A 12,978-nucleotide genomic window follows, 5' to 3' on the forward strand; every position below is an offset into this window, starting at 1 on the left:
GAGAGGCTCGATACGGCCGGATCAGGCGGACAGCTCGGCGCGGCCCTTGCGACGGCGCGCCGACAGGATGGCGCGGCCCGCACGGGTGCGCATGCGCAGGCGGAAACCGTGGACCCGTGCGCGGCGGCGGTTGTTCGGCTGGAAGGTGCGCTTGCCCTTGCTCACTGCTTCTCCTGTGTCTCGGCCGTCGGGCGACGGCGGATTCCCCGGCGCCCGGCTGTCGTACGGGTCGCACGGAAGGCGTGCGTGTCTCCTACCAACGTGTGGCCTCGTCACGACGAGCGACGACATACCTGGGCACGCGAAACGCACCCGTCGCTTACGGGAGACCTTACGAGGGTACGCACCCCGGTCGGGAGACCTGCAGCCACCCCCTCCGCCACGCACCGCGACCGGACGGGGGTCACCCGGCCCGGTACACCGCGGCACCGAATGGCAACACGCCGTACACCATGAAATGCTTGCGCGACACCACGTCTTGTGGCATCGACCGGGGCTTGTTAGCGTGCCTCTCTCGGGCTGCCGGGCGGGGTGGACGCCAGGTCATCGCCGCCGCTCGGTGCCGGTGGGTGTGGAGGCACCCCGGGGAGAACGCCGAGCCCGCAGGTGGCGTGGCTGCGGACCGCCGTACATTAGTGCACAGCTGTGGACAACTATGTGGATATCGCTGTGCCGTGGTGCGGGTGAGTCCGGCCATGCGCTCTGGGGGAGCGGTCCGGGACGTGCTCGGGGTGGTTGCGCGCGTCCACGCCGACGAGGGGAGGGGAGTCAGACCGGTGTCCGAGCACCAGCACAATCTGGGCGTCATCTGGGAGCAGGTGGTGCGGGAGCTGTCCGACGGCACCCTGTCCCCGCAGCAACGAGCCTGGATGCGGGTGACCCGGCCGATCGGGCTTCTCGACGGCACCGCGCTGCTGGCCGCTCCGAGCGACTTCGCGAAGGAAGCCATCGAACGCGCGCTGCGCACCTCGATCACCGACGCCCTGTCGCGTCGCCTCGGCCGTCCGGTCTCGCTCGCGGTGAAGGTGGACAGCACCGAGCACGTGGCACCCGCACCCCGCTATGTGCCGTCACCCTCACGGGTGGAAAACGACGGCGCCCGCGCCGACCAGGTGCGTCCAGAGGGCGCGCGCCCGGAGAACGGCCGCGCCGACCACGTCCGCCCGGAGAGCCCGCCCCCGCCGATGCCGCCGTCGCGTCCGCCGGTCGAGGCGGCCGTGCGCACTGAAGCGCCGCAGCCGCTCCGCGAAGACACTGACGACACCGACGACGCAGACGAAGAGGTCGACGAAGTGGGCGAAGCGCTCGCCGCCGCCAACGAGATCTGGCCCACGTTCTCCGGACAGCCGATCGCCGGGCAGCCGTACACCGCACCCGCGCAGCCGCAGACGTCGAAGACGAAGCTGAACGAGAAGTACAACTTCGACACCTTCGTCATCGGCGCGTCCAACCGCTTCGCGCACGCAGCCGCCGTCGCAGTCGCCGAAGCGCCGGCGCGCGCGTACAACCCACTGTTCATCTGGGGTGAATCCGGGCTCGGCAAGACGCACCTGCTGCACGCGGTCGGGCACTACGCGCAACGGCTGTTCCCCGGGATGCGCGTGCGCTACGTGTCCACCGAGGAGTTCACCAACGACTTCATCAACTCCCTGCGTGACGACCGCAAGGTCGCCTTCCAGCGCCGGTACCGCGACATCGACATCCTGCTCGTGGACGACATCCAGTTCCTGGAGGGCAAGGAAGGTACGCAGGAGGAGTTCTTCCACACCTTCAACACGCTGCACAACGCGAACAAGCAGATCGTGGTCAGCTCCGACCGGCCGCCCAAGCGGCTGGAGACGCTGGAGGACCGGCTGCGCACGCGGTTCGAATGGGGCCTGATCACCGACATCCAGCCGCCCGAGCTCGAGACGCGGATCGCGATCCTGCGGAAAAAAGCGGCGCAGGACCGGCTGGCGGTGCCCGGTGAGGTGCTGGAGTTCATCGCGTCGCGCGTCGAGGCGAACATCCGGGAGCTCGAGGGCGCGCTCATCCGCGTCACCGCGTTCGCGTCGCTGAACCAGCAGCCGGTGGAGGTCGGGCTCGCGGAGATCGTGCTGCGCGACCTGATCCCGGATTCGCACACGCCGGAGATCACCGCGCCGACCATCATGGGCGTCACCGCCGAGTTCTTCGACGTGACGCTCGACGACCTGTGCGGGCCCGGCAAGACGAAGGCGCTCGCCACGGCCCGCCAGATCGCGATGTACCTCTGCCGCGAGCTCACCGAGATGTCGCTCCCGAAGATCGGGCAGACGTTCGGCGGCCGCGACCACACCACCGTCATGCACGCGGACAAGAAGATCCGCAAGGAGATGGCCGAACGCCGGCGCATCTACGACCAGGTGCAGGAATTGACGTCGCGGATCAAGCAGCGAGCACGCCAGTAACCCGAATACCTGCGAAGGGCGCCACGGACCACCGTGGCGCCTTTTTGTTGGCCTACAACGCTTCGCGCGCGAAGCTGCGTACACGCGCGTACGCGGCTGTACGCAGAATTTCCCGAACTCATTGATACACAAGGGGTTTTCCCCAGGGTGTGGGTAGTTTGCCCACAGTGCCAACGAATCCGGGACCTGCGACGACCCGAAATCGATCCACATCCCGTTCACACTGAATCCACAGGTTGTCCCCAGGGTTGTCCACGTGGATTCCCCAGGTTGCCCACAATTGATCCACAGTTGTGGGTCGTCACCCATCAGGGCGATCGCGAGCCCGTCGAGTACCCCCAGAACCTGGGTACAACTCGGCCCGAAGCTGGGGACAACCCTGGGGACAACTGAGTCTTCCTGTGGACGAATCGGCCCGGGCCCGAAACCATCCACCGATCGGCCGATTCATCCACCGATCCACCACCAGGGCTCTCCACAGGGGTGCTTCAGTCACGACCAGGCACAACGAGCTCTGTCCACACAATCCACACCCCTTATTACTGCTACTGCTTTTAAATCTCTTCTTAGAGAGAACAAAACAAAAACAGGCGGAGGACGAAACTGGGGACAAGCTCCGAAGGCTGTCGGCTTGTCGACAAAGTCAAGGGGAGGCCGAGGTGACGGCGACCCCGGCGACGGCCTAACGTGGATGCCTGCACCTGGTCCGTTTCTGCGCAGGGACGGACCGGACCGGCGGGGACCCGGTCGCACGCGGTACTCACGACGGGTACCCGGCGGCCCCTTCACGAGCCGAGGGGCTCGGCTGTCGAAAGGATGCGCGCATGAAGATCCGCGTCGAGCGCGACGGGCTCGCCGACGCCGTCGCGTGGGTGGCCAGAAGCCTCCCCTCCCGGCCTCCCGTGCCGGTCCTTGGCGGCGTCCTCCTCGACGCGGGCGCGGACGGCGAGTCCGACGCGCTCACCGTCTCCGGGTTCGACTACGAGGTCTCCGCCACCGTCGGGGTCCCCGCGACCATCGCCGACGGCGGCCGCCTGCTCGTCTCCGGCCGTCTCCTCGCCGACATCACCAAGGCACTGCCCGCACAGCCGGTGGAGATCTCCGTCGACGGCTCCCGCGCCACCATCACGTGCGGCAGCGCCCGGTTCAGCCTCCCGACCATGCCGGTCGAGGACTACCCGCAGCTGCCGTCCCAGCCCGCCCGCGCGGGCGAGCTCACCGGCGACGTCTTCGGGCAGGCGGTCACCCAGGTCGCCACCGCGGCTGGCAAGGACGACACGCTCCCGATGCTCACCGGCATGCGGCTCGAGATCTCCGGCGAGACGCTCACGCTCGTCGCCACCGACCGGTTCCGGCTCGCCATGCGCGAGTTCACCTGGAAGCCGGCCGAGGGCCTCGCCGACGCCGCGGTGCTCGTCCCCGCCCGCACCCTCGCCGAAGCCGCCAAGACCCTCGGCGGCGCCGGCACCACCGTGCAGCTCGCGCTCGCCAGCGGCGAAGGCCTGCTCGGCCTTTCCGGTGCCGGTCGCTACACCACCACCCGCCTGCTCGACGCCGAGTTCCCGCCGTACCGCCAACTGCTGCCCGCGAACCACACGTCACGCGCGGTCATCGAGGTCGGAGCGCTCACCGAGTCGATCAAGCGCGTGTCGCTGGTCGCCGAGCGCGGCACCCAGGTGCGGCTCGAGTTCGGCGACGGCAGCCTCCGGCTCTCCGCGGGCGGCGACGACGAGGGCAGCGCCGAGGAAGAACTGCAGGTCGACTACGAGGGCGAGCCGGTCACCATCGCGTTCAACCCCGGCTACCTCGTCGACGGGCTCGGCGCGCTGCACAGCGACCGCGCGGAGCTCACCTTCACCACCCCCAACCGGCCGGCGCTCATCAAGCCCGCCGACGCCGAGGGCAACGTCGTCCCCGGGTACCTGTACCTGCTCATGCCGGTCCGCCTGCCAGGCTGACCGGCCGGTCACCCACCGAGGATTTTCGTTCTGACGTAAGGGGATCTCATGGTTCAGCTGGGTCTCGTCGGCCTGGGCAAAATGGGTTTCAACATGCGCGAGCGGCTGCGCGCCGCCGGGCACGAGGTGGTCGGCTACGACCGCAACCCGGATGTGACCGACTCGACGTCTCTGGCCGACCTGGTCAGCCAGCTGACCGGGCCGCGGATCGTGTGGATCATGGTCCCGGCCGGAGACCCGACCCGGCAGACCGTCACCGAGCTCGGGGAGCTGCTGTCCGAGGGCGACCTGGTGATCGACGGCGGCAACTCGAAGTTCACCGACGACAAGCTGAACGCCGACCTGCTCGCCACGCACGGCGTCGGCTACCTCGACTGCGGCGTGTCCGGCGGGGTGTGGGGCAAGGACAACGGGTACGGCCTGATGGTCGGCGGTGCGGCGGCCGACGTCGAGCGGGCCATGCCGATCTTCGACACGCTTCGTCCCGAAGGTCCGCGCGAAGAAGGCTTCTCGCACGCGGGCTCGGTCGGCGCCGGGCACTACGCGAAGATGATCCACAACGGCATCGAGTACGGCGTGATGCAGGCGTACGCCGAAGGCTTCGAACTGCTCGAAGCGTCGAAGGTGGTCGACGACGTACCCGCGGTGATCAAGGGCTGGCAGCGTGGCACCGTGGTGCGCTCGTGGCTGCTCGACCTGCTGGTGCGCGCGCTCGACGAAGACCCGGAGCTGGACGATCTCGAGGGGTACGTCGAGGACTCCGGCGAAGGCCGCTGGACGCTGGAGGAGGCGGTGAACCACGCGGTGCCCGCGCCGGTGCTGTCGGCGGCGCTGTTCGCGCGGTTCTCCTCGCGGCAGAAGGATTCCGCCGCGATGCGCGCGGTGGCCGCACTGCGCAACCAGTTCGGCGGGCACTCCGTGAAGAAGGCCGGGAGCTAGCTCCCGCGGGTCCCCGCTCGTGTATCTGCGACATCTCCAGGTCACCGACTTCCGGTCCTGGCCACAGGCCGACCTCGCCCTCGAACCGGGGCCGGTCGTCCTCGTCGGCCAGAACGGCCGGGGGAAGACGAACCTGCTCGAAGCAATCGGTTACGTGGCGACCCTCGGCTCGCACCGGGTCGCCACGGACGCGCCCCTCGTGCGGCACGGTTGCGAACGCGCGCTCGTCCGGGTCGCCGTGGTCAACGAAGACCGCGAGATGACGGTCGAGCTCGAGATCACGCCCGGGCGCGCCAATCGCGCTCGCGTGAACCGGGGCGCCGTCGGCAAACCCCGTGACGTGCTCGGCATTCTGCGTACGGTGCTGTTCTCTCCCGAGGACCTCGCGCTCGTCCGCGGCGACCCAAGTGAACGCCGTCGGTTCATGGACGAGCTGCTCGTGCTTCGCGCGCCGCGGTACGCCGGGGTGCGCGCGGACTACGAGAAGGTGCTGAAGCAACGCAACGCGCTTCTCAAGACGGCGGGCAAACGCCGTACGGGGCGCGAAGATCCGTACGCGCTGTCGACGCTCGATGTGTGGGACGACCATCTCTCGGTGGCTGGTGCGCAACTCCTCGCAGCACGGTTGAACCTCATCGCCGACCTTGCGCCGTACGCGGCCGACGCGTACATGGGCGTCGCGCCCGACTCGCGCCCGGCGAAGATCTCGTACAAGTCTTCGCTCGGTGAAGGGCTTACGCCGGTTGAAGGCGAGCGCGCGGACCCGGAGCAGCTTCGCGAGCTGATGCTGAAGGCGTTGGCCGGCACGCGACGGCAGGAACTGGAGCGCGGCATCAGCCTGGTCGGCCCGCATCGGGACGAACTGGAGCTGGTTCTCGGCGAGGCGCCCGCGAAGGGGTACGCGAGTCACGGCGAATCGTGGTCGTTCGCGCTGGCGCTTCGGCTCGGCAGTTACGAGCTCCTGCGTGCCGAAGCGGGCGAACCGGTGCTGTTGCTGGACGATGTCTTTGCGGAGCTCGACCGCAAGCGGCGGGCGCGGCTGGCCGAGGTCGCGGCGGGGGCCGAGCAGGTGCTCATCACCGCCGCGGTGGACGAGGACGTACCGGCCGAACTGGCCGGGGCCAAGTTCACGGTGGCCGACGGGGAGGTGAAACGTGCCTGAACAGTCCGGACGACCACGCCCGGTGACCGGCGTCACACGAGTTACCCACCGATCTGGGGACAAACCTGTGGACAGTGTGGATAAACCCGGAGCAGCGTCATCGCCGCGCGTGACGAATCGGCCCGATGGCGGTCTTGACAGTGCCCGGGCCGCTGACTCCGCGCGGGATTCCGCGCGTGCCGCGACCGAGCGTGATGGCGCCGCTGGGCCGAACGAGACGGCGCCGTCCGGCCGCGATCTGGCCCATGCGGCGCTCGAAGCAGCCAAGGCGAAGGCCCGTGAACGGGGGGCGCCGCCGAACCTGCGCCGCGGCCGGATCACCGGGGGCGGCGGCCAGAATCCCCGGCGGCGGCGCTGGTCCGGCCCCGGTGCCGACGCACGCGACCCGCAGCCGCTCGGCCGCCTGGTGTCGCGGCTGATCTCGGACAGCGGCTGGCAGGACACGATGACCAACGCGCGCGTGTTCGGGCAGTGGGCCCGGCTCGTGGGGGAGGACGTCGCCGAACACGCCCAGCCGGTGACGCTCAAGGACGGCGAGCTGACCGTGCGCGCGACCTCCACCGCGTGGGCCACGCAGCTGCGGCTGCTGCAGGGGAAGCTGCTCGCGAAGATCGCCGCGGGCGTCGGGCACGGCGTCGTCAAGCGGATGCGGATCCAGGGTCCGACCGCCCCGAGCTGGCGGAAAGGGCCCCGGCACGTGCCCGGTCGCGGGCCGCGTGACACGTACGGCTGACCCGGGTTGCGCGCAAGCGGGTGAGTTCCCCGAGAACCGGGTCACGCCGGTGCGGACACGAAAGGACTCGCCCGAGGGTGATTTCGCGCCTCTGTGACCGACTGAGGGGTGTCCTTGCCGCATGTGAGCGAGCGCGGCCAAGTACACTGTTGTAGTAGCGAGCGTCCGCTCGGGCGAGACGAGGAGAAACAACGCCGGTGACCGAGAACAATAGCGAGTACAACGCGTCGTCCATCACCGTGCTCGAAGGCCTCGAAGCAGTCCGCAAGCGCCCCGGCATGTACATCGGTTCCACCGGTGAGCGCGGCCTCCACCACCTCGTACAGGAAGTGGTGGACAACTCCGTCGACGAGGCGATGGCGGGGTACGCCACCAAGGTCGAGGTTACCTTGCTCGCCGACGGCGGGGTGCGCGTCGTGGACGACGGCCGCGGGATCCCGGTCGACATGCACCCCAAGGAGCAGAAGCCGACGCTCGAGGTCGTGCTCACCATCCTGCACGCGGGCGGCAAGTTCGACAGCGACTCCTACGCGGTGTCCGGCGGTCTGCACGGCGTCGGCGTCTCGGTGGTGAACGCGCTGTCCACGACGCTGCTCGCCGAGGTCAAGTACGCCGGGCGCAGCTGGCGGCAGGAGTACACCGACCAGGTCCCGGGTCCGCTCGAGGACCTCGGCCCGGCCACCGAAACCGGCACCACCATCACGTTCTGGGCCGACGACAACATCTTCGAGACCACCACGTACAACTTCGAGACCATCTCGCGCCGCCTGCAGGAAATGGCGTTCCTCAACAAGGGCCTCACGTTGTCACTGCGCGACGAGCGCGTGTCCGACGAGGAGACCGAGGAAGACGCCGAGGGCAAGCAGGCCAGGGTCAAGGAGAAGGTCTACTGCTACCCGGGCGGGCTCGAGGACTTCGTCAAGCACATCAACGGCAGCAAGGACCCGATCCACGCGAGCGTGATCTCCTTCGACGCCAAGGGGACCGGCCTCGAGGTCGAGGTCGCGATGCAGTGGAACACCGGGTTCACGCCGTCGGTGTACACGTTCGCCAACACCATCAACACGCACGAGGGCGGTACCCACGAGGAGGGCTTCCGCGCGGCGCTCACGCGCGTGGTCAACGCGTACGCGCGCGAGAAGAAGCTGCTCAAGGAGAAGGACGCCAACCTCACCGGTGACGACGTCCGCGAGGGTCTCGCCGCGATCGTGTCGATCAAGCTGGCCGAACCGCAGTTCGAGGGCCAGACGAAGACGAAGCTCGGCAACAGCGAGGCCAAGACGTTCGTGCAGCAGCAGTCGAACGAATGGCTCGGCGACTGGTTCGAGCGCAACCCGAGCGAAGCCAAGACGATCATCAACAAGTCGATCTCCTCGGCGCAGGCCCGGCTCGCCGCCCGCAAGGCGCGGGACCTGGTACGCCGCAAGGGTGCGCTGGAGATCGGCGGGCTGCCGGGCAAGCTCAAGGACTGCCGCTCGAACGACCCCGGCGAATGCGAGCTGTACATCGTGGAGGGCGACTCGGCCGGTGGCTCGGCCAAGGAAGGCCGCGACTCGATGTACCAGGCGATCCTGCCGATCCGCGGCAAGATCATCAACGTCGAGAAGGCCCGCATCGACCGCGTGCTGAAGAACACCGAGGTCCAGTCGCTGATCACCGCGCTCGGCACCGGGATCCACGACGACTTCGACCTGTCGAAGCTGCGGTACCACAAGATCGTGCTGATGGCCGACGCCGACGTCGACGGCCAGCACATCACCACGCTGCTGCTCACCCTGCTCTTCCGCTTCATGACGCCGCTGATCGAGCACGGGCACGTGTTCCTCTCGCGGCCGCCGCTGTACAAGATCAAGTGGCCGCGGCAGGAGCCGGAGTACGCGTATTCGGACAAGGAACGCGACGCGGTCATCCAGGCCGGGGTCGAGGCGGGCCGCCGGCTGCCGAAGGACGACGCGATCCAGCGCTACAAGGGTCTCGGCGAGATGAACGCCGAGGAGCTGTGGGAGACCACGATGGACCCGGCCAACCGCTTGCTCGGGCAGGTCACCCTCGACGACGCGGCGCAGGCCGACGATCTCTTCTCGGTCCTGATGGGCGAGGACGTCGAGGCCCGCCGGTCGTTCATCACGCGCAACGCCAAGGACGTGCGCTTCCTGGACGTGTAGGCGTCCCCCGTAACCCGCTTCCCCAGGACTGCTCACCGAGAAGGACCCCATGACGGAAACCTTGCCGCCGGAACACGACCGGATCGAACCGGTCGACATCCAGCAGGAGATGCAGCGCTCCTACATCGACTACGCGATGAGCGTCATCGTGTCGCGGGCGCTGCCGGACGTGCGGGACGGCCTCAAGCCGGTCGCGCGCCGGATCCTGTACTCGATGTTCGACTCCGGGTTCCGCCCGGACCGCGGGTACAACAAGTGCTCGCGCGTCGTCGGCGACGTCATGGGCAACTACCACCCGCACGGCGACTCGGCGATCTACGACGCGCTCGTGCGGCTCGCCCAGCCGTGGTCGCTGCGGTACCCGCTGATCGACGGGCAGGGCAACTTCGGCTCGTCCGGCAACGACCCGGCCGCCGCCATGCGGTACACCGAATCGCGTCTCGCGCCGCTGGCCATGCAGATGCTGGCGGACATCGAAGAAGACACCGTCGACTTCTCCGACAACTACGACGGCCGCACGCAGGAACCCGACGTGCTGCCGTCGCGGTTCCCGAACCTGCTGGTCAACGGCGGTTCCGGGATTGCGGTCGGGATGGCCACCAACATCCCGCCGCACAACCTGCGCGAGGTGTCCGCAGGCGTCGTCTGGGCGCTGGAGAACCCCGAGGCGACCGACGACGAGCTGCTGGCCGCGCTGCTCGTGCGGGTCAAGGGCCCGGACTTCCCGACCAAGGCGATGATCCTTGGCACGTCCGGCATCGAGGACGCGTACCGCACCGGCCGCGGGTCGATCCGGATGCGCGCGGTGGTCGAGGTCGAGGAGGACGCGAAGGGGCGCACCACGCTCGTCGTGTCCGAGCTGCCGTACCAGGTCAACCCGGACAACCTGGTCGAGAACATCGCGCACCTGGTGCGCGACGGCAAGGTCACCGGGATCGCCGACATCGCCGACGAGTCCAACAGCCGGTCCGGCATGCGGATCGTGGTCACGCTCAAGCGCGACGCGGTGGCGAAGGTGGTGCTGAACAACCTCTTCAAGCACACCCAGCTGCAGCAGAACTTCGGCGTCAACATGCTGGCGCTGGTCGACGACGTACCGCGCACGCTGCGGCTCGACCAGATCATCCGGCACTACGTCAAGCACCAGATGGACGTCATCGTCCGGCGGACCCGGTACCGGCTGCGCAAGGCCGAGGAACGGGCCCACATCCTGCGTGGCCTGGTCAAGGCGCTCGACATGCTCGACGAGGTGATCGCCCTGATCCGGCGGTCGCCCTCGGCCGACGAGGCGCGGCCGGGCCTGATGGAACTGCTCGAGATCGACGAGATCCAGGCCACCGCGATCCTCGACATGCAGCTGCGCCGGCTGGCGGCACTGGAGCGGCAGCGGATCATCGACACCCTCGCCGAGATCGAGCTCGAGATCGCCGACCTCAAGGACATCCTCGCGCGGCCCGAGCGGCAGCGGTCGATCATCCGCGACGAGCTGATGGAGATCGTCGACAAGTACGGCGACGACCGGCGGACGCAGATCATCCCGTTCGACGGCGAGGTGTCGGTCGAGGACCTGATCGCGGTCGAGGACGTCGTGGTCACCATCACCCGCACGGGGTACGCCAAGCGGACGAAAACGGATCTGTACCGGTCGCAGAAGCGCGGCGGCAAGGGCGTGCAGGGCGCCACGCTGAAGCAGGACGACATCGTCCAGCACTTCTTCGTGTGCTCCACACACGACTGGATCCTGTTCTTCACGAACAAGGGCCGCGTGTACCGGGCGAAGGCGTACGACCTGCCCGAGGCCAACCGCAACGCGCGCGGCCAGCACGTGGCGAACCTGCTCGCGTTCCAGCCGGACGAGCGGATCGCCCAGGTCATCGAGATCCCGAACTACGAGGTCGCGCCGTATCTGGTGCTGGCCACGCAGAAGGGCCTGGTCAAGAAGACGAAGCTCACCGACTTCGACTCCAACCGGGCGGGCGGGCTCATCGCGATCAACCTGCGCGAGGGCGACGAGCTGATGGGTGCGGTGCTGGCCGCGGCCGAGGACGACCTGCTGCTCGTGTCCGCGGGTGGCCAGTCGATCCGCTTCCACGCGACCGACGAGGCACTGCGGCCGATGGGCCGTCCGACGTCCGGTGTGCTCGGCATGCGGTTCAACGACGGTGACGAGCTGCTCGGCATCAGCGTGGTCAAACCGGACAAGTTCCTGCTCGTCGCCACGGACGGGGCGTACGCGAAGCGGACCCCGATCGAGGACTACCCGGTGCAGGGCCGGGGTGGCAAGGGCGTGCTCACCATCCAGCACGACAGCAAACGTGGCAGGCTGGTGGGGGCACTGATCGTCGACGAGGACGATGAGCTGTTCGCCATCACGTCCAGCGGCGGGGTGATCCGCACGCCGGCGCGGGACGTGCGCAAGGCGGGACGGCAGACCAAGGGGGTGCGGCTGATGAATCTCGGGGAGGGCACCACTCTTCTCGCGGTCGCACGCAACGCGGACGAGGGTTCGGACGTCGCCAATGGTGACGTGGACTCCGAGGATTCCGGGCAGGTTCCGGACGGCTCGGTGGCGGATGCGGACCAGGCTTTGGTTGACTCGGAATCGGCCTCGGGTTCGGGTTCGGACGGTGCTTCCGTTGCGGACCCGGGTTCGGACTCCGGCTCGGACTCCGGCTCGGCTTCGGAGCCCACGGCAGAAGAAGACGGCACGGCGCCGGAGCAGTGAGCGGCGCCCCACGCACGGGTAAGGACTGACTCAACGTGGCACCATCCGACAAGGCCGACGGCGACACCGCGGCCAACCCTCCCTGGCAACGCACCGCCAAGGACGGCGGCGGCGACCCCGAGGCCATGGCCACGGCCCGGATCGCGACCGAGGATGTGGTCCACCAGGGGCACGAACAGGGTCCGGCGGGCTTCGGGGAGCAGCACGACTACCCGGTGAGCGGCACGGCGGCGCCCCGGCTCTTCGGAGCCGAGGTCCCGCCTGCCGCCACCTCGGCCGAGGTCCCGGCGGCCGGGCGCACCCGGCCCACCCCGAGCGCGCTGCGCCGCCCTGGCCGCGGCCCACGGCGCGCGAGCCTGCAGATCAAGCGGTTCGACCCGTGGTCGGTGCTGAAACTGGCGCTGGTGCTGGGGGTCGCGATGTTTTTCGTGTGGCTGGTCGCGGTCGGCGTGCTGTACACGGTGCTCGACGGCATGGGCGTTTGGGACAAACTGAACGGCACATACTCGTCCCTGGTCGGCGGCGAGGGCGCGAACGCGTCCCCGGAACCGCTGATCAGCGCGGGCCGGGTGTTCGGCATCGCGGCCATTCTCGGGGCGATCAACATCGTGCTGGTGTCCGCGCTGGCGACGGTGAGCGCGTTCATCTACAACGTGTCCGCCGACCTGGCGGGTGGGCTGGAAGTCACGCTGTCGGAACGGGAGTAACCCGGTTGCGGGTGCGGGAGCGGGGTCCGGTAGAGTTCTTCTCGTTCGACGGGCCCATAGCTCAGGCGGTTAGAGCGCTTCGCTGATAACGAAGAGGTCCCAGGTTCAAGTCCTGGTGGGCCCACACAGGAAAAAGCCCGGTTCATCTGGTTGATGAGCC

At 68.6% G+C, this 12,978-nt stretch carries 9 protein-coding genes and 1 tRNA gene; 9 read left to right on the plus strand and 1 reads right to left on the minus strand.

What is annotated here, in order from left to right; genetic code table 11:
• Nucleotides 1-21 precede the first annotated feature (21 nt).
• The gene (rpmH, locus tag OO71_RS20545; RefSeq protein WP_033291448.1) at nt 22-165 is read right to left on the minus strand and encodes a 50S ribosomal protein L34; all 144 of its coding nucleotides are present in this window, start codon (nt 163-165) and stop codon (nt 22-24) included.
• Nucleotides 166-776: 611 nt separating this feature from the next.
• Between rpmH and dnaA the strand changes: the two genes are divergently transcribed.
• The 9 genes from dnaA (at nt 777) to OO71_RS20590 (ending at nt 12,942) form a co-directional block, all read left to right on the plus strand.
• The gene (gene dnaA / locus OO71_RS20550) at nt 777-2,429 is read left to right on the plus strand and encodes a chromosomal replication initiator protein DnaA (protein WP_033291449.1); all 1,653 of its coding nucleotides are present in this window, start codon (nt 777-779) and stop codon (nt 2,427-2,429) included.
• A gap of 824 nt (nt 2,430-3,253) precedes the next feature.
• On the plus strand, nt 3,254-4,387 hold the full coding sequence (gene dnaN / locus OO71_RS20555; RefSeq protein WP_033291450.1) for a DNA polymerase III subunit beta: 1,134 nt from the start codon (nt 3,254-3,256) through the stop codon (nt 4,385-4,387).
• A 48-nt stretch (nt 4,388-4,435) separates the two neighbouring features.
• Entirely contained in the window at nt 4,436-5,326 is an 891-nt protein-coding gene (gene gnd, locus OO71_RS20560; RefSeq protein ID WP_033291451.1) for a phosphogluconate dehydrogenase (NAD(+)-dependent, decarboxylating), read from the plus strand.
• Between the two features lie 19 nt (nt 5,327-5,345).
• Nucleotides 5,346-6,488, plus strand: a complete 1,143-nt coding sequence (gene recF / locus OO71_RS20565; protein ID WP_033291452.1) for a DNA replication/repair protein RecF — start codon at nt 5,346-5,348, stop codon at nt 6,486-6,488.
• 109 nt (nt 6,489-6,597) lie between these two features.
• Nucleotides 6,598-7,221 carry a DciA family protein gene (locus tag OO71_RS20570; protein ID WP_084145093.1) on the plus strand — a complete coding sequence of 208 codons (624 nt, stop codon included), beginning with the start codon at nt 6,598-6,600 and terminating at the stop codon, nt 7,219-7,221.
• Between the two features lie 197 nt (nt 7,222-7,418).
• Entirely contained in the window at nt 7,419-9,386 is a 1,968-nt protein-coding gene (gyrB, locus tag OO71_RS20575) for a DNA topoisomerase (ATP-hydrolyzing) subunit B (protein ID WP_033291453.1), read from the plus strand.
• 49 nt (nt 9,387-9,435) lie between these two features.
• Nucleotides 9,436-12,111 (plus strand): DNA gyrase subunit A, encoded by a 2,676-nt coding sequence (gyrA, locus tag OO71_RS20580; RefSeq protein WP_033291454.1) that lies wholly within the window; start codon nt 9,436-9,438, stop codon nt 12,109-12,111.
• A 35-nt stretch (nt 12,112-12,146) separates the two neighbouring features.
• Entirely contained in the window at nt 12,147-12,818 is a 672-nt protein-coding gene (locus OO71_RS20585) for a DUF3566 domain-containing protein (RefSeq protein WP_033291455.1), read from the plus strand.
• 50 nt (nt 12,819-12,868) lie between these two features.
• Nucleotides 12,869-12,942 (plus strand) — tRNA-Ile (locus tag OO71_RS20590).
• The last annotated feature ends 36 nt before the right edge of the window (nt 12,943-12,978 follow it).

This window comes from Amycolatopsis jejuensis (assembly GCF_000717335.1).
Lineage (GTDB): Bacteria > Actinomycetota > Actinomycetes > Mycobacteriales > Pseudonocardiaceae > Amycolatopsis > Amycolatopsis jejuensis.

Excerpts from the sequence above, each read along its gene's own strand:
- dnaN (WP_033291450.1), top strand. The coding sequence starts at position 3,254 with ATGAAGATCCGCGTCGAGCGCGACGGGCTCGCCGACGCCGTCGCGTGG.
- gnd (WP_033291451.1), top strand. The coding sequence starts at position 4,436 with ATGGTTCAGCTGGGTCTCGTCGGCCTGGGCAAAATGGGTTTCAACATG.
- gyrA (WP_033291454.1), top strand. The coding sequence starts at position 9,436 with ATGACGGAAACCTTGCCGCCGGAACACGACCGGATCGAACCGGTCGAC.